This is a genomic window from Vibrio sp. 10N.286.48.F5, assembly GCF_041469785.1.
In the GTDB taxonomy this organism is placed as follows: domain Bacteria; phylum Pseudomonadota; class Gammaproteobacteria; order Enterobacterales; family Vibrionaceae; genus Vibrio; species Vibrio crassostreae_C.
In genome coordinates this window covers 408,680-428,352 of the sequence record NZ_JBFRLG010000004.1, presented here as the reverse complement: position 1 = coordinate 428,352, position 19,673 = coordinate 408,680, and the positions used below count along the sequence as shown (strand labels likewise).

Sequence of the window (19,673 nt, the reverse complement as noted above, 5' to 3'; positions counted from 1 at the left end):
TGATATGCCCTCCAATCGTTCACGTTTACGGCGCTAGTTTCCCAAGGATGACTGGATCGCTCAACAGATTCGTCAGAGGAAGAAACAATGGCTCTGGTAAATCATCGAGCTTAAACCATTTCCATTGCTTACATTTATCAGGCTCTGTCACCTGTGGTTTGCCGCTAGCATCAGAAGCCACAACAAACAGCGTTATATAGTGCTTGTTCTCTTTCTCAAAAATATCATTGGTAAAAGAGAGCTTTTCAAATCCACTAACAACGAGGCCAGTCTCTTCGAGTGTTTCGCGTTTGGCACACTCTTCAATGCTCTCACCCCATTCAAGGTGTCCGCCCGGCGTTGCCCACGTATGAGCTCCGTGAGAACCAATTCGCTCTCCAAGTAACACTCGCCCTTCACGTAGAATAACCGCAGCGATACCTACTCTTACTTCCTGACTCACTTAAAACTCCTTAATTCTTACCAAAAGACAAACGAACAGCTAAGTGACTAACAATGCCGAGATTACGCTCAAACTTACCACTAGCGCTAAGCCGAGTTAAATACCAAATGTAGAGAATGATCTCGTAAAGCTCTGTCGATCACACCCAAGGAAACACTTTTACTTGCTGCCATCTAGCCTTATAACCAGCGGTCATTTTGTTGTAGTTCGCTTCTGTCATTGCTCGCTTATTCGGTTTAATCAGCATATCAAACGCGTCCTCTACACCGTATGGTGCAAACAACTTGATATCGCCTGAATCATCCAGAGTAAACCCGATAGCAAGCGCAGAAAGCCAAGACTTGATACCTTGTTCAACACGATCGTATGGTTGAATCAAGCAACCGAACTTCTTAGCGTAACGCTCATGGATGGTCGCTTGGTTCTTTACATCCACGTCGACACGATGACTTAACCGCGAACGAATGCGGTTTTTGAATTCGTCCTCAGTGAGGGCTGATGCATTATTGAAATAGACAATATCTAAGTCTTTAACTTGGTCTAGAAGCGGTTTGTTTTCGATATCATTCCAGATTATTTGAGTGATGGCGCCGCCTGCAATATAGAAGTTTGGCAAACCCACCTCACGACATACGTTGGCTGTTTCGATTAGCTCAGGAACTTGTTGAATGAGGTTCTTTAGTTTTTGTTTATTCATCATTCCCTTTTTATCTAATCACGAATCGTACATTGCCCAACGGAAATAAGGTCTTTGACCATCCATTCGCTCAACCTTTGCACCCAACCTTTTGTAGAAATCATGCGCTTTCTTATTGTGCGGACTTGCCGTCCATGAGATGTGAGAGGCGGATGATGACTTCGCTTGTTAACAGACAAGAATGCCACGCATTACAAATCAACTTGCTGCACCAATTAAGTTTTTTGTTTCGCAGACGTTATTGCTTGGGCTATTTTAGCCCTATGACTCGTTTCCCACTCAGCGAGTGTTAATGAAGCTTCGTCACTTGCTTTCTTTGAAGCCATTAGAAACACTTCATCTTTTCTTGATTTAGGAATAACGACAATACCCTCTACATCAGCAACAATGATATCTCCCGTATACACCTTTGCTCCCCCGCAAGTGATTGGAGCACCCAATTCAGAATAGACCTCTTTCTTTCCCGGTACTGGATGAACACCTTTCGCAAAAACTGGAAAATTCATATCTGAAATTTCATTCAAATCTCGAATGACACCATCAATAATAAAACCTTTGATACCTCGACTCTTAGCGACTGCGCATACATTACCGCCGGCTACTGCATATTCGCTATCAACTCCATCCACTACAATGATGGAACCTTTTGGTGCTTCGTATATGGCTGAATGAAGCATTAAATTATCACCAGACGTTAACTGGACAGTAAACGCTTCTCCAAAAATTGGCGGCATTCCCTGCCAAAGAGGACCAATACTAAAGTCAATAAAGTGCTCGTTACTTAGTATGTTTCCGTAATCGGTTGTCGCTAATTTAGAAAAATCTCGCTTCATATTTACTCTCCACTTTCAAAGTGGGCAAATACCTCTGCACCAGTCATATTATGTGTTTCATTTTTAAATTCGTAGTATTCGGGCTTTTCATCGATGAATATCTGATGAGTTAACTTGTAGCCATCCCCAGACATCAATAAACCGACAGGAAGGTGATACTGATTATTTGGCACTAAAAAGTAAAACAAGTGAGTACCACATTTACCGCAGAACCCTCTCTCAGCCCAATCGGATGACTTATATCTCACTACATTTGATTCACCTGATATTTTGACGGAATCAGAGCAATCAATGACTAACATCGGACCGCCAGACCAATTTCTACACATACTACAATGACAAGCCCCCAATTCATTACTGGCGTACTCTACTTCCAACTCAACCGAGCCACATAGGCACTTTCCTTTACCTTTCATGAATCCTCCAATCTTTGCAATGTGTGTAAATGAATAGCAGATCACGCTTTTTATACCGATGACTTAATTAGAAAGGCTATTTTGTGTTCCCCTTCTCCGACAGATACGCGGCATACTTTTTAGAGATCCATTTATGAATATGAAGCCCTGTTTTACGAACAAGATACCAATCTATCGCAACTAGAATCACCAAACCGATTACAGTTCCCATTACAAAACCCCCATGCTCATTGAAATGCCACTCTACCAAATAGTTAAGAAAGGCACCGTGAACCTAAACTAGATATGGATAGTTACTTTAACTCAGGAAGAATGACGAGGCATAACGCTTAGCTACGCTGTAAGTGGATGTATGCCATGTCTGAGCGAAGCGAGTTCGGCACGCGTTTACGAATCAGATTTAGGCGCCTTGTTATATGTTTTACTTACTAATATGCCAAGCCATTACACCACTAGCAATAAGTAAAAATATACCAATCAATCCGACATTAACTGCAAAACTTACTTTATTCGTTTCGTCTTGAAAGTCATTGGTTCGGGACACAAGTTCACGATGAATCATTAACGATAAAAAGTCTTGATTAGCTGGATTGTTACCATCAAATGTAATGCCAGCCAATACAACAAGTAAAACCCCGGCATATGCAATGTAGTCAACCAAGTCTATTGTGGATAGGTAATCAAAAAAATTGCGAGAAATTAGCAGAGCTACCGAGATCACAACAAGATAAGCTAAAATCCCTTTGAGAAAACCCTTCATTGAAACTCCCTGTACATATAACAGCTATCAAACAGAAAAATTCTGCACTTAACTCCAGAATAATTTTGTCTAGTTTCTAAGATAGATAAGTAATATACAACTAAGCCATTGCATAACAATGACTTATGTCACAGCTAATTTCAGGCGTGTGAAAAGTCGCTTACTTTAATTCATCGGGAATGCGACGATCTTTGTGGTAATACTCTCGGTCGCGTTCGTTGATTTCGCGTACCACTTTGCATGGGTTGCCGACTGCGACGACATTGGCTGGGATGTCTTTGGTGACGATGCTCCCTGCCCCTATTACTGAGTTTTCACCAATAGTGACACCGGGAAGTACGACGGTGTGTGCGCCAAGCCATACGTTGTTGCCAATACGAACGGGGATATTGAACTGCGCTGCTTTTAGCCTGAGTTCTGGGCTGATGGGATGTGTGCCAGTGGCGATGGTCACGTTAGGCGCAATCATCACGTTGTCGCCGATGAATACGTCTGTGTCGTCGACCAGAGTTAAATTGAAGTTCACGTATACGTTGTTGCCTAGGTGCGTGTGACGCCCCCAGTTCGCATGTAGTGGTGGTTCAATGTAGCAGCCCTCACCGACTTCGGCGAACAACTGCTTCATGATCTGTTGTCGTTTATCACCTTCGCTCGGGCGAGTGTGGTTGAAATCGTATAGCACTTCTAAGCATTGAGTTTGCTCAGCAACCAAATCAACGTCGTCACAGTAGTAAACGTCTTGGCTGTGCATTTTAGCCTTTATATCCATGTTTGAACCTATTTGATCATTGCCTTATGTCGGCAGAAATAAAGAAACAGACGGATAATTTGAAGTTTTCACTGGCCTCAATGCAAGTTGGATGCATTAACGCGGCCTGATGTTTTCAGCCACACGCCACAGCACACCACTTGGGTCAGTGATACAAAACTCAAGCATTCCCCAAGGCTGTTCAACAACCTCGGAAACGGTAACTTCAAAATCCGACACTACATTAGAGTTTTGGATGTTTTGATACCAACTTTTTACGTCTTCAACCAGCAAGTGCATCATGTAATTTTGACAGTGCGCAGGTTCATAAAAGTTTTGCAGAAGGAACGCACAACTGCCGTGTCGTAGGTAGGCGATATCGTGAAATTCAGACATCACTTCGAAGCCGATTGACTGGTAAAAACGCTTAGATAAATCGAAGTCTTTCGCGGGCACGAAAGACTTAATTTCTGAGACTTTGAGGTTTTCCATCCTACATCCTTATAGTGCTGATATTCTGGTCCTGACACGCTTAACGCTTTAAGTGGTTACAGCGTTTATTCAGAGTCTTGCTGAAATGAGTCGACTTCGGCTTTAGTTAGATAACGCCACTGGCCTGCTTCAACATCTAAACGAACATCACCAATCTGTTCACGGTGAAGGCCAACAACTCGGTTTCCTACCGCAGCAAACATTCGTTTTACTTGATGAAACTTACCTTCTGTAATGGTCAACAGCACTTCTTTACTGGTAATCACTTCGAGTTCTGCCGGACGCGTCAGATTTTGTTCGCCCTGCAATTTAACGCCCGCTTTGAACTTGTCAGCGACATCATCTTTGATATCTCGTGACAATGTCACGCGATACACCTTCTTACATGACTTGGTTGGCAGAGTGATGTTGAATGACCATCGCCCATCATCGGTAATCAAGACTAAGCCTGTGGTGTCTACATCTAAGCGTCCTGCGATGTGCAGTTCTGATGCTTTGTCTATCTCGATGTAGTTGAACAGTGAAGGATAAACTTCATCGATATTAGAGCAGATAGTATCCGCAGGCTTGTGCATTAGGAGGTATCGAAATTCTCGCAACTTAAGCGGAGTGCCATTTAACAAGATGGTGTTGCTTTCATGAACCTGAGTCGATTCATCGGTGACCGTCTCACTGTTTACGTTCACCTCGCCATTATGGATGCGTTCAATTGCTTCAGGCTTGGTTAGTTCAGTGCTTTTACATAGGTATTTATCAAGGCGCATTAATCGTCAGCACCACATTTTGCGCATGGCTTATAAGTACGTTCGCCTTGAGCAATCACCACATAGTCTCGAACGCAGTTATCACATAGCGCCAATTTTGGGTAAGCGTCTTTCTGTTTCTTTGCGTTGATGTCGCCTTCGGTGGTGTATACGGTTCTCATTTTTATGCCTTGTTTTAATAACTTGCTAGGCGCAAATTGTATCACTGTTTACAGCCTTGTTTGGAGTGGTGGTGCATAGATAAATTGATTTTAAGCACCGCCATTCCAAGATCCCTCCCCGTAAAGGCTTAACCATGAACAACAAAGTCAACGTGCCACGGCTATCAGTGGTAAAATGATAAAAGCTCACCAACTTATGAAGTCGATAATGAAAGATTGTAATCAATGCGGAAAATGCTGTATCAAATACGGAGATGGCGACCTTGCCGCGACTCAAGAAGAGATCGATTTGTGGGAGCTGTTCAACCCAGACATCTTTGAATATGTTCGAGGAAGCGAGATATGGTTTGACCCTGAATCTGGCGAACGTTTAACTCGCTGCCCTTTTCTGGAGCTAGTTCCGACGAAAGACACCAAGGCTCAAGCCAAGTACACATGCAGCATCTACTTAGACCGACCAGAAGATTGCAGACACTATCCAAGTCTGATTAATGAGATGGTACGAGATGAGTGTGAAATGATTGAGATGGTGGATTTACAAAACACGAAGAAAGCTCAAAGGAAACTCGACCTATTGATGAAAGACAGCCGCCCTTCAAGCTATTCGTAAGCGATGATCTTTTGAAGATCAATCTTCAGTATTAGCTAGTAGCCGCTAAAACCTTAAGCCAAATACTGGTTCGCTTCTAACCAATCAAGCGCAACCAGTGCCGCCAATGAGCATACCGCTCTGTCGTTGCCATCCACAAACTTAAGCTCTTCAATTTCGGCATCCGGAGACAGTTCCCCAGTATAATCAGCAAGATAGCAAGTCAATTGCACCGATACGCCTTCCGCTTTGCCATCAGCTTGGCCTGTAAACGTCTCGACGTATTTGATGGAGTCAGGCACTAAATCAACTGAGATCTCTTCTTTGATTTCGCGAACCAGTGCTTGCTCATCACTTTCGCCAGCTTCACGCTTACCACCCGGTAGATAGAACAGTTCTTTGCCTTTTGATCTGACCATCAACAACTCGCCGTCTTTGATGAATATCCAAGCCAGCTTATCAATTACCTTATGCATGTCGTTAGACCTTATTTCTGTTTTAGTTCTCGTTCTTACTGAATCAAGCCACACCATTAGTCGCGACCAAACAAAGCCTGGGTATGTTACACGCTGGAAGGAATATACTCTATTGAATCGAATAGGAAATATCATCGCCAAAACGAAAAATGACAGCGTTCGAGACAATTCTCGTCAACTGTCATCGGCGATGTTTACGAACTGCTCTCTAGCTGCCCGCGAATAGTATCAATCGACTAGCCACTTAAGCGCAGAGTCATGGTCTTCGAATGACTTAATCTCACCGGACACAAACCAACTGCCTACTTTTGATGCCATTTCTTGCCAGCTTTTATCACCATATATCGCGATTTTGTCTATCTTCGAATTGAGCTCTAATCCAAGTTTAAAATCGTCCCAAGCAGCACGTAACTCCCAACCCGTTAAGGTGGAGATGTCGACCAGCATCTTGAGTTCAGATGAATCGAGTTCTTCTAGCGTGGTATTTAGAATTGGCATCATTGCTTGATAGTCATCGTGTGTAAGCTTGCCTTTCGCTTTAAACACAACGATGGTTTCACCGCTAACACGTTCAATTCCAACCGATATTCCGTGACGTTCGATACTCATAGTCTAGCCCTTATAGTGGAAATTAGACTTAGCTTAGAGGATTAGACAGCAAAGAGATGAGAGATTGGCGTCAAAACAGACAAGCATCCGAACGGGTTTTAGTTACTGACATTTTAACGGCGTTTAATCGCAACGACCGAGTATGTGTGCCAATGCTTCACCCTACCCAGGGACGTAAGTGCTTGTTCGTCTCGCTCATGGAATCGTACTATCTCAAAGTCGTTGAATAAGCTGAGTACTTTGGCTTTCGTTAACGGCGTTGTTGGAGTTCGATAGCCATGTGCCCAACTGTCATCGACGCCCATGAAATCACCTGCAAATACGCCACCTACTTCAAGACAGTATTCAATATTGTGCCAAACCCCGTCAAAACGCGTTGGGTCAGCAAAAAACAGACTCGAATTGGCAATCACTACGCCAGATTTTGGGTAATCATAGTGTTCAAATCCACTTTCAGATATCTCGACCAAAGATTTGCGACCAAAACGATCCCGACATATAGCAATCGAATCAGGATTAACGTCGAAGCCATACACTTGATACGCTTGTTGTTCTAAAAAAGCGATGTCACTACCTGTTCCACAACCACAATCAATCGCAACATTTAAGCCTGACTCATTCAGTTTGATTGCGAATTCAGTTCTCTTTAAATGAGGTTTGCTTAGTGCTTTTTGGTAATACTGACGCCAGATCTCTGAATGTTCATCCATGGCGTTTATCCAACAGTTCGCTTAGGGATTGAACTTGCACGATACGCGGGTGCTGTGACTTAAGCTCAACTCCTTCCGTGTTCAACCACACCGTATTCAAACCCGCTTCAAGTGCTGGGTAAATGTCTTTCTCTAAGGTGTCGCCAACCATGGTGATATCTTGTGGTGCAACACCGAGCTTAGAAATAATGGCAGGATAGAACCCCGGCTCGAACTTAGAAAAGCCAATGCTCGCCTTACAAAAGTAACCCAAGATATATTGAGATAGGCCAACGCGCTCAAAGGCTCGAATGATGTCGTCTTTACTGGAATCACCAGCATTGGTGGCAACATAAACTTGATGAGTTTTCGACAACTCCGCCAGTAATGCACGAGCACCACTCACTTCTTGTACGGTTTCCCAGTCACACATCTTCCCTTGTGCGTCTGAGAAATCGACCATCAGCGTATTGCCCCAGTCGAATAAGACTATTTCTGTTAATTCGATTAGCTTTGTCATCTTGCCTCCTGCATTAGTCATCGCGCCTTTATAAGCCATCTCTTTGATAGGACAGAATGTTGTCGAAAGCGATATCGAAGTAGAGTTCGTAGCTATTTTGTTCAACATAGCCCAAATGTGGAGTCGCTGTGACGTTTGGTAAGGACAATAGCGGTTCGGTGTCTATTGTTACTGGCTCACAATCGAACACATCAATAGCGGCTGTTTTGGTCGGTACCTCACGTAGTCCATGATACAGAGCCATCGGTTCCACTAACTCAGCACGACTGATGTTCACAAACAGCGAGTTCGGCTTCATCAAGCTGAGGTCGTGTGCCGTAACACATCCTCTGGTGACATCATTCAAACGCAAATGCAAAGAAAGCACATCAACTTCTCGAAAGAAATCTTGTTTGGTTGTTGCTGCTTTGAAGCCATCAGTTTGTGCTTGATCGCGTGAAACTTGGCTCCCCCACACTACGACAGACATCCCAAATGCTTGGGCATATTGTGCAATGCATTTGCCGATCTTGCCGTAGCCCCAAATACCAAGCTTCAAGCCCTTCAAAGTTCGACCTAGCCCTAACGAGCCAGAATCCTGCCACTGGTTTTGTTTAAGGTTTGACGCGTAAGTAGGAATGTGGCGCGATGCAGCCATAATCAGCGCCCAGCATAGCTCGGAAGGCGCAACAGGCGAGCCTCGACCTTCTAAAACGGTAACACCAAATCGTTCGCACATTTGCGGCTCGATATGGTTGCTCACTTTGCCCGTCTGGCTAATCAGCTTGAGGTTGGGGAGTTGTGATAACAAAGATTCGGTGATCTCGGTTCTTTCACGAATGAGCACAATGGCTTCAAACGAGACCAACTTAGCGACGAGCTCTTGCTCTGAGTAAGCCTCGGTAAATACCGTGACATCGTATTGTTCGAGTTTGTTGAAGCAATCGAGGTCTTTAACGACGTTCTGGTAGTCATCCAATATCGCTATCTTCACATCACTCTCCTTGTGATTGTTAATCTTCTGGCTTTGTTCAAATGAAGACTAAGGTGCCATGCCTTTCGATTCAACACGGCACGCGCTAGAACTTCACTATTGATAAACCACTTTGAAACGCTCCAACATAAGTAGCATGTCTTCACTTGGTGAGATCTTAAGCTCTTCACATTCACGAGAGAAGAAGTTCCAGTGAGCTTCTTTCCACCATTCGAGTGTTTTGTCACCCTCGCCTTCGGCAGCAGCAAACTCCGCCGTCACTTCGTTATATTTGCACTGTGAGACTGAAGTGATCTCTACAATGCAAACTGGCTTGCCATCCCAGTCAGTGACGACTTGCAAGTGACCAACTACTGGTCTCGTCTCGCCTTCATGGCTGTACCAATATTCAAGGCTGCAAGACGCTTGTTTTTCACCCTTGAGAATTAACTGGGCGCAGAGGTTGGCGTTGTATTCATCAGCACAGTAATAGTCGGCACTAAAAGAGGTGTATTGCGAAGCAACGTCTGCTGGTAATGTGTTGAGGTAGCTATCAAGATAAGCTTTGCTTCTTTCTTCCATGATCTTTCCAAATTCAATATCAGGTTGAGCCGATAAACACTTATAGATTAAGCATCTGGCTGCATTGGGAGTAACCTATCAAGTCAGGTTATAGCTGTAAACCGAGTGAATATCAAAATGTGGGCTGAGAAAGAAGAATATAGGTAGGATTTCGAGGCCAGTACAAGGAGATCCAAAAAGTGAAAGAAGAACCAAAAGCACCTTTAGTCGGTGCTTTTGGCTCTTAGTATCTCGTTACTAATAGCTCGTAACTGACGGGGTATTAACGGTTCAAGAAGTCGACCGCTTTGTCTGGGAAGTCGGTAAACACACCATCAACTTTGACTTGGTTGTAGAAGACATCCAACATGCCATCAAAGTTATCAGCATAAGCTGGGATTCTTCCTGGGTCAGCACGGAACGTGTACGGGTGAACATCTAAGCCCGCGTCTTTTGCTGACTTCATTAACGGTTTAATAATGATGTTATCTTTGGTCGATGCATCGTCCACCAACATTGGCTTCCAAGGGCCTATTCCTTCCGCATAAGACGCCACTTTTTCCATGCCACCAGCTTCAAACATCCAGTCGTAACTGTACGGCGTTGCTTTGTCACCTTGGTAGGTCATGGTTTCATTCCAATCTGTATAGGCCATCAACTGAACGAGCTTAAGATCCATTTCCATCACTGGCATGAGCTCATCGTTAATGCGTTGAAGTTCATTGGCGTCAAAACACTGCAAATACACTTTGTCGTCTTTCGATAGGTAACCATATTGATGCAAGGTCGCAAGTACCGCTTTGGAGATGTCTTTGCCTTCGTGACGATGGAACCAAGGTGCTTTAATTTCAGGATAGATGCCCACGTCATAACCTAAGGTCTTATTTAGGCCTTGGATCAGCTCGATTTCTTCTGCAAAGGTAGCGACACGGAAATCAGACTGCCACATTGGGAAGCGCGTTGGGTACCCTGCCACTCTGTTGCCTTGTTCATCTAACTTAAAGCCTTCGGTCACCTTTAATGATTTGATCTCAGCGAGCGTAAAATCAATCGCGTAGTAACGGCCATCTGAACGAGCACGTGTTGGAAAGCGATCCGCGACATCGGTGACTCGGTCTAGATAATGATCATGCAAAACCACCAATTGGTCGTCTTTGGTCATCACGACATCTTGTTCGATGTAGTCGGGTTTCATTGCGTAAGCGAGCGCTTTAGCGGGTAAAGTGTGTTCAGGTAAATAACCAGAAGCGCCGCGATGCGCAATCACTAAAGGATCGGCGAACGCATTTGTAGATAAACTTAGTGCTTATAAGGTCAGAGACAGTGACGTTGTTTTCATTATTGTTTCCCTTGATAAAACAGAAGCAGGATATACCTGCCTCTGTTGTTATTTATAGATGTGATTCAGTAAATACACTACTGAGCTAGCGCTTCTCTCTCTCGTTCGAGATCTTTTTGTTTATGGTGCGCACGCTCACCTAAGAAGGCGTAAAGCAGACAGATGATTGAAGCCACACAAGCGCCGACCAAAATAATGAAGCCGCCATCCCAGCCGTAATGGTCAACCATAAAGCCGAGTATTGCGTTCGCAGCAACCGCGCCACCTAAGTAACCAAACAAACCCGTTAGACCAGCCGCTGTACCCGCTGCTTTCTTAGGCGCAAGTTCCAGTGCATACAAACCGATCAGCATTACAGGACCATAGATAAGGAAACCAATCGCAACCAGTGCCAGCATATCAACCGTTGGGTTACCTGCTGGATTCAGCCAATATACCAACACAGCGACTGTCACTAGAACCATGAACAAGATACCTGCAGGTGCACGTCGGCCTTTGAATAACTTATCTGAAATCCAACCACACAATAAGGTGCCAGGGATACCTGCCCACTCATACAAGAAGTAAGCCCAAGATGATTTATCTACAGAGAAGTCTTTTGCTTCTTTTAAGTAAACTGGAGCCCAATCGAGTACGCCATAGCGGATAAGGTAAACAAACGCATTGGCAATAGCGATTGACCACAACAGCTTGTTAGAGAAAACGTACTTAAAGAAGATCTCTTTCGCCGTCATTTCTTTCTCATGAGACGTATCGTAGTCGTCTGGGTAATCGTCTTTGTGTTCTTCAATCGGTGGTAAGCCGCAAGATTGAGGTGTATCTCTTACAGTAAACCAAACAAAGACAGCAACGAGAGTGGCAAAAAATGCAGGAACATAAAAAGCGGTTCGCCAATCGTCGTTAAAAGCCCACAGCCCCAACAAGAACATTGGGCCAATCAAACCGCCACCCACGTTGTGAGCAACGTTCCATACTGACACTATCTCACCACGTTCTTTTCGTGACCACCAGTGGACCATGGTTCGTCCACAAGCTGGCCAACCCATACCTTGGAACCAACCATTCAAGAACAGCAGGATAAACATCGCAGTGATGCTGCCTGTTGCCCAAGGCATAAAGCCAAAGCAGAACATCACCAGTGCCGACATTAACAAGCCACCGCTGAGGAAGTATCGAGGATTAGAACGGTCAGAAACACTGCCCATTAAGAACTTAGATAAGCCGTAAGCGATAGATACCGCCGCTAATGCAACCCCTAGTTCTCCACGGCTAAAACCTTGTTCAATGAGATAAGGCATCGCCAAACTAAAGTTTTTACGGACTAAGTAGTACCCCGCATAGCCAACGAAGATGCCAAGAAACAGTTGCCATCGTAGTCGTGTGTAGGTGCTATCGATCTTATCTGATGACAAGCGATCGATATGCGCCATAGGTTTGAATATTCCAAACATAGGAACCTCATAATTATTGAGCGAAGGAAGAATTTAAATGCTCGAACGAAAAAATTTAGCGCTCATTCGAAATCAAGGGAATTGTATGTGCTTCAGGATTAATTTCTGTGATAGAGGTAGTTATTAACAAAAAATAACTTTAAATACAGCATATTAGTTTCATTTAATTAGACTGCGCTTCATATTTTTGTTTGTATCTGTTTAATTAAACATCAGAACTTTCGAGTACGAATAAATCCAAAAAGAGCGAGCGAACATAAATCAACCAACAACAACTTTGTTATTACTGCGAATGCATAGTGAATAACAACAATTTTGGTTGAATCTGTGGAGTTATGAAGGTGGTTTGGGCTATTGGTTAAAGAAGTTCGCTAAAATCAATGCAAACAAAAAGGGTCTAGATTTCTCTAGACCCTTTTAGGTAATAACGCTTGGTGGCTTGATGTTGGCTAATTAAGCAAACATTAGCTAATTACTCGAAGTATTAGCTATCCACACGACGTGACTATGCGTCGATGTATTAGCTAGCCACACGACATGATTATGCGTCGATGTAAAAAGCTTCTACAGTGCCTTTTAGAGTAATAAGCATTGGCTGACCAAAACGATCTAGCGCTTTTGGAGAAGGGATCTTAACCCAACCTTCGCTGATGCAGTATTCTTCAACATCAGTACGCTCTTTACCATTTAGACGAATGCCGATTGGGTATTCGAAACACTCAGCAACGTGGTGTGGGCTGCGTGGGTTGCCTGCAAGATGATCTGGTAAAGCTGGTCTTGAATTAGTATCGCTCATGTTCATTACCTGTATGTACGTAAATAAAAAAAGTGCGTCATTCTAGTCAATATAGGCTTTGTGCTCAACAACTGCTGCAATAAATCGTCTTGATCGTTTTAATCAACAGCTAGTTGTTTGATTTAAAGGCGATATCGGCATGAGTTTCAACGAAAATTTAACAGGTTTATGCATTATGGATGAAAGGGAGAAATTCATTACTCGAACGGCAGATAAACTAATATCAGGCTTTTATTCCGAGCTTATCGATTAAGCTCAATACTCATCACTTTATGGTTCGGTTCTGATTCGATATTTACGATTGACCAACCTAGCCCTTGGTAGAGACCCATGATATTGGTGTACGCGTAGAGTTGAGTTTGCACTGCAGAAGAAACCTGTCTGACACCACGATTAATCAGTTCACTGGCAATGCCTTGACCGCGCCATTGAGGGTCGACAAACACAGCGTTGATCCACACTACATCACGAACTTGGTGAGGTTCTTGAAAATAGGAATACGCCAAGCCACCAATGACCACATTATCGCGAAGTACTGTTATTACTGGAGGGAGTTGTACGTTTTCTTTATATGTATCTTTAAACTTGAAATCAGACCATTCACTTTGAAATAAGCCCTCTAACTCATGCCAATAAGGTGAGTTTTCATCGCAATTTCTAAAGATTACTTTCTGCATTTTTCCGTCCTTTTAAAGAGAGTAATTCGGCTATCCTAGCCTTGTTTAATCTAAGTGTAGGTAAAGCTACTCTTCTTCGTCGTAATCGTCTGCTGGGTCTTGATTAATTTCTTCGCCGCATCCTAGGCATTCACCTTGCAGATCCGTAGGCATCACAATAATCAAACCACAATGCGGGCAAAGATCGCCTTGTTGAAACATCCTGTATTCCTTCTACTTAATGGCTATTGCTTAGGATATTTTTGCTTACTCGCTTCTAGCCAGTCGTGAATCACTTGGCGAGCGGATTCCGACGGAGGTGCATTTCGTTTTCCGCAGATTTGGTCAATTTCAAAAGGAAATGCTTTACTTGGCACACGGCGCAAACCTATGGTTAAACGCTGAGGCTTGAGCATGCGGAACACCACATAACGATCGCTCATGATTCGGTTATGGTACACACCAATACAGTGCTTCTGCTCGATGCCTTCGTGTTCAAGATCGTAATAATCCGTAAGCGGATGAATGTTGTCATTGCCAAGTAAAGGAACGGGATAAGGGATGTCTTTATCCATTGGGCAGTTACCCTCCAAACGACGTAATTGGCGTTGCTCCGTCCAGCGGTCATGGAGTTGTTCAAACATCGCAAAAGAGTTCTGACTGGTAATCGCGCGCAGTGGATCATCCATCTCCAAATCTTGCCCTAGCAATATCGCATCTTGGAACATCGCCATCTTCGACGGTGCGTTAAGTCTGCCCTCTTCCACCATCGCAATCCCTAGCCTGCTACCAGTTAGAAATGGATGAACTTGGTCCAAACGCAGGGCTGTGTATCCAACTTTTGAGTAATGCTTAAACTTAAGAACTCGTCTTTGCAGTGGCTCGAGAATGCGAACAATGTGGTCGAGTTCATCACCAACATTGTAATGAAGCTCTAGCTTGTCGATGAATTTGAGTGTCGCCTTGCTGCCGTCTAAGCCCAACTTGGTAAGGATCTTCTTCTGCCCTAAGCGACTTAGTGCCAGTGCTTTCTTGTTGTCGACACTGTATTTCATGCAGATCAAAGCCAAAATAACAGGCCTTAATTCAAGCAATTGCGCGGCTTCATAAGTATTCGCAGCAAGCCACAACATCTGGTATTGGTATTCTGGAAAGTCGTCGGTGATTTCACGATAACGCGCAGGTAATGAATTTAGCCAACGACCATTCACGTCAAACTGTTCAACAAGGTTGAGGCTCAGCCCAATGCCTCCATCAAGCGGTCGTCTACCATCTTCAAACACATGAAAGCCGACGAGCTTTTGAGACCAGTCTCGGATCTCAATATCGTAGTCGAAACCTAATGTTCGAGTGGGAATGGTTAGTAGTGCTGTCATTGATGCCTCTTCGTTATTGGCGCATTGAACTATCAAGCCTATCTAACAGCATAAGCTAGCGCTTCAACCACTATATCAACCTTTTGTAAATTTCTTACCAATCAAAGCGATATAAATACGATAGTGCTTAGAAGAACATTGAATGATGATTTTACGGAATATGAGATCTCTTCGATATCATTTGCGTCAACAGAAACTATGCTTGTTACATAACTCACAACAAGAGGCTTTAATTATGGATTACCGACATATTCTGGTCGCACTTGAACTGTCTGACGACACCAAGATTCTCATTGATAGAGCGACCTTCTTCGCTGATAAACTGGAGGCTGGCATTTCATTTGTTTATATCGATGGTACGCATGGAGAAATTTATCCAGAGCTCGTTGATATTCAGGGAAATGACGGTGATTTACCCATCAATGAAGATGCCGTTAAGCATTTGAAAGAGTTTGAAGCCTACGCCAAACACCCAATCAAGCACATTTTCGTGGGAACGGGTGATTTGAACGATAAGCTCAAAAATGCCATCGAAGCAAACGGCGTTGACCTATTGCTGTGCGGCCATCACCATGATTTTTGGCATAAGCTCATCTCCCATTCTAAACAGATCATCGATACTTCCCCTATCGATATTCTCGTTGTTCCTATGGAATAGAAGCTCCAGTTCGACACTCAAAAATAACCGGCTTTGCCAACCTCTATCGGTATTATTGGTTGGCTTGATATCCTCTTCAACACACTCATCCTGACCGAAATCTCCTATTTCCCACTTAGAGTAATCATTTGTGATCTTGTCAGCCTATCAACTCGTAAGCGTCTAATAATTAACAAATCACGTCATTTCGATTTGAATCAACGTACTGAAATGTACGACCCAGACCATGCCTTCATCAATCAATGGACAGGCGGTAACGCAGTCACAACAAGCCTCACAAACCAGGACGCATTATGAAATTTAAAACGGTACGACTTGTATTAGGTGACCAACTCAACATTGAGCATTCATGGTTTAGACAGGTTAACGATGACGTTATTTACATCATTGCTGAGCTAAAACAAGAAACAGATTATGTTGCCTCTCACGTTCAAAAAGTGGCCGCGTTTTTCTGTGCGATGGGTTACTTCGCTAACGAACTCAAAGAACAAGGTCATCAAGTACTCCACCTTACTCTTGACGACACAACGCAATTTGAAAACCTAGACACACTTTTAAAGCACTATGTACACGAATTCGGCGCAGAGAAATTCGAATATCAAAGGCCAGATGAATATCGCCTCTTAGAGCAGATGAACAAGCTCAAGCTGACCAATGCGACCAAAGGTTGTTGTGATACAGAACACTTCCTCTTTCCATTCGAGGAGATAGAACAACAGTTTCCAAAAGACAAACACATCATGATGGAACACTTCTATCGCCGAATGAGAAAACGTTTCGACATTTTGCTAGAAGACGGAAAGCCCGTTGGCGGAAAATGGAATTACGACGCGAACAATCGAAATAAGCTCAAGAAACAAGACATCGAAAACCTGCCTCAGCCGCTGATGTTTACCAATGACATAACCGACATTTTGCAGCGTATCGAGCACCACCAAGTGCAAACTATTGGTCAAGTCGGTAACCAGTTACTATGGCCGGTGAACCGCGCACAAAGCTTGTCTCTACTCGCTTATTTCTGCCAAGTCTGCTTGCCGTTATTTGGGCAGTTTCAAGATGCGATGACGACAGAGCACGACTCTAAATGGAGCTTGTATCATAGCCGTATATCGTTCTCGCTGAACAGTAAACTGCTGAGCCCTAAAGAAGTGATTGATGCAGCACTGTCGGCCTACCAAGCATCCTGTCTTCGAGACAGCTCACCAGATAAGCCAAGCATCGATATTGCACAGGTCGAAGGATTTGTACGCCAAATACTGGGGTGGCGAGAGTACATACGCGCCGTCTATTGGGCAAACATGCCTGCTTACGCCAACAAAAACCATTACTCAGCACATAATAACCTGCCCCATTACTTTTGGGACGGACAAACCAAGATGAACTGCATGAAGCATGCGATTGACCAGTCTCTTGAGTTTGCTTACGCGCACCACATCCAAAGGTTAATGATCACTGGCAACTTCTGTTTAATCACGGGTATAGACCCTGACCAAGTCGACAGTTGGTACCTCGGTATTTACGTCGACGCGATTGAGTGGGTTGAAATGCCAAATACGCGAGGTATGGCACTGTTTGCGGATGGCGGGATCGTAGGAACCAAACCATACTCTGCCAGCGGTTCCTATATCAACCGCATGAGTGACTACTGCAAAGGCTGTCACTACAAGATAAAAGAACGCAGCGGCGAGCAATCTTGCCCTTTCAATAGCTTGTATTGGCGCTTTATGGACCAGCACCGCGATGCGTTAAACCGCAACCCACGTATGGGCATGTTATATCGCTCTTGGGACAACATGGATGAGCAATCACAACAAGCGATTCTCGATACTGCTGAACAACGAATCACAAACTTGGAGAACTTATAATGGTGGAGCAACTCAGATTACACATATTGGTGGTCGGTGGGAGCGGCGGTATTGGTTTCGCTGTGGTTAAACACCTATTATCTGAGCTCTCTCGGTTTGATTTTCTTGATGTGCATGTAGACGCGACTTACCACTCTCAACAGCCGGAACTAGAAAACAATCGCTTGAGCTGGCACAAAGTCGACGCCACCGACGAAGCTGATATTAAGCGCTTGAGTTCTGAGTTTGAACAACTTGATTGGCTGATCAACTGCGTGGGTATGCTCCACACTCCAGATCTTGGACCGGAAAAGAACTTGTCGTCCATCGACCCTGAGTTTTTCCTCAAAAACATCTCTGTGAATACCCTGCCCAGCTTGTTATTAGCAAAACACTTCACGCCGATACTTAAAGCGAGCGACAATCCAAAGTTTGCTGTGGTATCCGCAAAGGTTGGCAGTATTTCAGACAACAGATTAGGCGGTTGGTATAGCTACCGCTCATCGAAAGCAGCCCTAAATATGTTCATCAAAACCATGTCGATTGAATGGCAACGCACCATTAAGAAAGGCACCGTGTTGGCTCTGCACCCGGGCACGACAGACACAGCTCTGTCGAAGCCTTTTCAGACCAATGTCCCTGAAGGTAAGTTGTTTGAGTCAAGCTATGTCGCCCATCAGTTGGTCGATATTATTCGCACTGCCACACCGGATAACAGTGGGCACTTCTACGCTTACGATGGTGAACAGTTAAATTGGTAGTTGATACGAGTGTCCGTCTTTCATTAGTGCTAAAAAAGAAAACCCAACAGAGTTGAAGCTCCATTGGGTTTTTATTTAGAAAGAACGCCTCTGTTTTAAAAGGCGTTTGGTTGATATCTAGCTAAAGATCAAAACTGATCATCACGATTATTCAGCCCAATTGAACTTAGTATCGTCAACACCTTCTTTCTCTTCTTTAGCTCGCTCGCGTCGATGTTGTTCTTCAATTCGCGCAGCGTCTATCTCTTGCATGATGGCTTCGATATCAGCCAAGTCGTCGGTTTCCGTAAACTCACCCGTCAGTTTGCTGTCTGGCTTCAAGTCGCCTTTCTCGTACAGCGCCCACATTTCCTTGGCATACTCGGTTTTTGCCAGTTCAGGAGCAAACTGAGCGTAATAGTCACGGATGTTATTGATGTCACGAGCCAGCATCCACTCAGCGTTGTTGTTAGCCGAAGCGTCAACCGCTTGTGGTAGGTCGATAATTACTGGACCGTACTCATCCACCAATACGTTGAACTCAGACAAGTCACCATGGATCAAACCAACACACAGCATTTTAACTACGTAAGTCATCATCACGGCGTGGTCTTCGATCGCTTGCTCTGCTGACATCACCACATCGTTCAAACGTGGTGCAACGTAACCCTCATCGTCAGTGACCAGCTCCATAAGCAGTACGCCATCAAAGCAACCATAAGGGACAGGCACACGAACACCCGCTTCTGCCAGTTTATATAAGGCATCCACTTCAGCACTTTGCCAAACCTTTTCTTGTTGTTCACGACCAAAGCCAGAGCCTTTTTCCATCGCTCGAGCGCGGCGGCTATTTCGGACTTTTCGGCCTTCACGATACGCGGTCGCTTTTTTGAAGCTGCGTTGGCTTATTTCCTTATATACCTTGGCACAACGGGTCGTATCGCCGCAGCGCACAATGTACACCGATGCTTCTTTGCCACTCATGAGTTGGCTTGTCACCTCGTCGACTAAACCGTCGTCAACTAAAGGCTGTATTCTTTTAGGTATCTTCATGCCGCCTTTATACATCACTTATCTTACAGATAGAAATATTAACTTGAGAAA

General features: G+C 44.1%; 26 protein-coding genes and 2 pseudogenes. 4 read left to right on the top strand and 24 right to left on the bottom strand.

The window, feature by feature from the left end; translation table 11 throughout:
* Positions 1 to 25: 25 nt before the first annotated feature.
* The 11 genes and pseudogenes from AB4185_RS04670 to AB4185_RS04620 all read right to left on the bottom strand — a co-directional run bounded on the left by AB4185_RS04670 (position 26) and on the right by AB4185_RS04620 (position 5,313).
* Complete coding sequence (locus AB4185_RS04670) at positions 26 to 442, bottom strand: NUDIX hydrolase (RefSeq protein WP_372135000.1); 417 nt, start codon at positions 440 to 442, stop codon at positions 26 to 28.
* Positions 443 to 581: 139 nt separating this feature from the next.
* Positions 582 to 1,139: a nucleotidyltransferase family protein gene (locus tag AB4185_RS04665; RefSeq protein WP_102333296.1), complete on the bottom strand. Its 558-nt coding sequence runs from the start codon at positions 1,137 to 1,139 to the stop codon at positions 582 to 584.
* Positions 1,140 to 1,157: 18 nt separating this feature from the next.
* Positions 1,158 to 1,307: pseudogene (locus tag AB4185_RS04660) on the bottom strand (GNAT family N-acetyltransferase); the annotation flags it as partial.
* A gap of 47 nt (positions 1,308 to 1,354) precedes the next feature.
* Positions 1,355 to 1,972 carry an RraA family protein gene (locus tag AB4185_RS04655; RefSeq protein WP_102333295.1) on the bottom strand — a complete coding sequence of 206 codons (618 nt, stop codon included), beginning with the start codon at positions 1,970 to 1,972 and terminating at the stop codon, positions 1,355 to 1,357.
* A 2-nt stretch (positions 1,973 to 1,974) separates the two neighbouring features.
* Positions 1,975 to 2,388 carry a GFA family protein gene (locus tag AB4185_RS04650; RefSeq protein ID WP_372102168.1) on the bottom strand — a complete coding sequence of 138 codons (414 nt, stop codon included), beginning with the start codon at positions 2,386 to 2,388 and terminating at the stop codon, positions 1,975 to 1,977.
* Between the two features lie 76 nt (positions 2,389 to 2,464).
* Positions 2,465 to 2,599 (bottom strand): hypothetical protein, encoded by a 135-nt coding sequence (locus AB4185_RS04645; RefSeq protein WP_017091388.1) that lies wholly within the window; start codon positions 2,597 to 2,599, stop codon positions 2,465 to 2,467.
* Between the two features lie 210 nt (positions 2,600 to 2,809).
* A complete protein-coding gene (locus AB4185_RS04640) occupies positions 2,810 to 3,148 on the bottom strand; it encodes a hypothetical protein (protein WP_017090233.1) in 339 nt (112 codons plus the stop codon).
* A gap of 160 nt (positions 3,149 to 3,308) precedes the next feature.
* Entirely contained in the window at positions 3,309 to 3,917 is a 609-nt protein-coding gene (locus AB4185_RS04635; protein ID WP_032555728.1) for a sugar O-acetyltransferase, read from the bottom strand.
* A gap of 96 nt (positions 3,918 to 4,013) precedes the next feature.
* The gene (locus AB4185_RS04630; RefSeq protein ID WP_372102169.1) at positions 4,014 to 4,388 is read right to left on the bottom strand and encodes a VOC family protein; all 375 of its coding nucleotides are present in this window, start codon (positions 4,386 to 4,388) and stop codon (positions 4,014 to 4,016) included.
* 65 nt (positions 4,389 to 4,453) lie between these two features.
* Positions 4,454 to 5,152: a pseudouridine synthase gene (locus AB4185_RS04625; protein WP_372102170.1), complete on the bottom strand. Its 699-nt coding sequence runs from the start codon at positions 5,150 to 5,152 to the stop codon at positions 4,454 to 4,456.
* Positions 5,152 to 5,313: a hypothetical protein gene (locus tag AB4185_RS04620; protein ID WP_012604036.1), complete on the bottom strand. Its 162-nt coding sequence runs from the start codon at positions 5,311 to 5,313 to the stop codon at positions 5,152 to 5,154. The genes AB4185_RS04625 and AB4185_RS04620 overlap by 1 nt, the downstream gene beginning before the upstream one ends.
* Before the next feature lie 208 nt (positions 5,314 to 5,521).
* Here AB4185_RS04620 and AB4185_RS04615 point away from each other — a divergent pair, with 208 nt between their 5' ends.
* Positions 5,522 to 5,923: a YkgJ family cysteine cluster protein gene (locus AB4185_RS04615; protein WP_372134998.1), complete on the top strand. Its 402-nt coding sequence runs from the start codon at positions 5,522 to 5,524 to the stop codon at positions 5,921 to 5,923.
* Between the two features lie 53 nt (positions 5,924 to 5,976).
* Here the strand turns inward: AB4185_RS04615 and AB4185_RS04610 are convergent, their stop codons facing one another.
* The 12 genes and pseudogenes from AB4185_RS04610 to AB4185_RS04555 form a co-directional block, all read right to left on the bottom strand.
* Positions 5,977 to 6,378, bottom strand: coding sequence for an NUDIX domain-containing protein (locus AB4185_RS04610; protein WP_372102171.1), 402 nt, complete (start codon positions 6,376 to 6,378; stop codon positions 5,977 to 5,979).
* Between the two features lie 228 nt (positions 6,379 to 6,606).
* The gene (locus AB4185_RS04605; RefSeq protein ID WP_017070707.1) at positions 6,607 to 6,987 is read right to left on the bottom strand and encodes an STAS/SEC14 domain-containing protein; all 381 of its coding nucleotides are present in this window, start codon (positions 6,985 to 6,987) and stop codon (positions 6,607 to 6,609) included.
* Positions 6,988 to 7,100: 113 nt separating this feature from the next.
* A complete protein-coding gene (locus AB4185_RS04600; protein ID WP_017063959.1) occupies positions 7,101 to 7,697 on the bottom strand; it encodes a class I SAM-dependent methyltransferase in 597 nt (198 codons plus the stop codon).
* Positions 7,690 to 8,196, bottom strand: coding sequence for an HAD family hydrolase (locus AB4185_RS04595; protein WP_372134996.1), 507 nt, complete (start codon positions 8,194 to 8,196; stop codon positions 7,690 to 7,692). The genes AB4185_RS04600 and AB4185_RS04595 overlap by 8 nt, the downstream gene beginning before the upstream one ends.
* Before the next feature lie 28 nt (positions 8,197 to 8,224).
* Positions 8,225 to 9,169 (bottom strand): D-2-hydroxyacid dehydrogenase family protein, encoded by a 945-nt coding sequence (locus tag AB4185_RS04590; protein ID WP_372134994.1) that lies wholly within the window; start codon positions 9,167 to 9,169, stop codon positions 8,225 to 8,227.
* Between the two features lie 96 nt (positions 9,170 to 9,265).
* Positions 9,266 to 9,730, bottom strand: a complete 465-nt coding sequence (locus tag AB4185_RS04585) for an ASCH domain-containing protein (RefSeq protein ID WP_017059207.1) — start codon at positions 9,728 to 9,730, stop codon at positions 9,266 to 9,268.
* A 262-nt stretch (positions 9,731 to 9,992) separates the two neighbouring features.
* Positions 9,993 to 11,048, bottom strand: a pseudogene (gene glpQ / locus AB4185_RS04580) (glycerophosphodiester phosphodiesterase).
* A gap of 77 nt (positions 11,049 to 11,125) precedes the next feature.
* The gene (gene glpT / locus AB4185_RS04575) at positions 11,126 to 12,499 is read right to left on the bottom strand and encodes a glycerol-3-phosphate transporter (RefSeq protein ID WP_029235174.1); all 1,374 of its coding nucleotides are present in this window, start codon (positions 12,497 to 12,499) and stop codon (positions 11,126 to 11,128) included.
* 541 nt (positions 12,500 to 13,040) lie between these two features.
* Positions 13,041 to 13,295, bottom strand: coding sequence for a DUF3297 family protein (locus AB4185_RS04570; RefSeq protein ID WP_017059204.1), 255 nt, complete (start codon positions 13,293 to 13,295; stop codon positions 13,041 to 13,043).
* 242 nt (positions 13,296 to 13,537) lie between these two features.
* Positions 13,538 to 13,972: a GNAT family N-acetyltransferase gene (locus tag AB4185_RS04565; protein ID WP_017059203.1), complete on the bottom strand. Its 435-nt coding sequence runs from the start codon at positions 13,970 to 13,972 to the stop codon at positions 13,538 to 13,540.
* A gap of 66 nt (positions 13,973 to 14,038) precedes the next feature.
* Positions 14,039 to 14,173, bottom strand: a complete 135-nt coding sequence (locus AB4185_RS04560) for a hypothetical protein (protein ID WP_017059202.1) — start codon at positions 14,171 to 14,173, stop codon at positions 14,039 to 14,041.
* Between the two features lie 23 nt (positions 14,174 to 14,196).
* On the bottom strand, positions 14,197 to 15,327 hold the full coding sequence (locus tag AB4185_RS04555) for a PcfJ domain-containing protein (protein ID WP_017059201.1): 1,131 nt from the start codon (positions 15,325 to 15,327) through the stop codon (positions 14,197 to 14,199).
* Positions 15,328 to 15,562: 235 nt separating this feature from the next.
* Here AB4185_RS04555 and AB4185_RS04550 point away from each other — a divergent pair, with 235 nt between their 5' ends.
* From AB4185_RS04550 to AB4185_RS04540, 3 genes are all read left to right on the top strand, one after another.
* Entirely contained in the window at positions 15,563 to 15,985 is a 423-nt protein-coding gene (locus tag AB4185_RS04550) for a universal stress protein (protein WP_017063967.1), read from the top strand.
* Between the two features lie 293 nt (positions 15,986 to 16,278).
* On the top strand, positions 16,279 to 17,850 hold the full coding sequence (locus AB4185_RS04545; protein ID WP_372134992.1) for a cryptochrome/photolyase family protein: 1,572 nt from the start codon (positions 16,279 to 16,281) through the stop codon (positions 17,848 to 17,850).
* A complete protein-coding gene (locus AB4185_RS04540) occupies positions 17,850 to 18,590 on the top strand; it encodes an SDR family oxidoreductase (RefSeq protein WP_065583629.1) in 741 nt (246 codons plus the stop codon). The genes AB4185_RS04545 and AB4185_RS04540 overlap by 1 nt, the downstream gene beginning before the upstream one ends.
* Positions 18,591 to 18,737: 147 nt before the next feature.
* Here the strand turns inward: AB4185_RS04540 and AB4185_RS04535 are convergent, their stop codons facing one another.
* Complete coding sequence (locus AB4185_RS04535) at positions 18,738 to 19,622, bottom strand: PA4780 family RIO1-like protein kinase (RefSeq protein ID WP_372134990.1); 885 nt, start codon at positions 19,620 to 19,622, stop codon at positions 18,738 to 18,740.
* Positions 19,623 to 19,673: the final 51 nt, after the last annotated feature.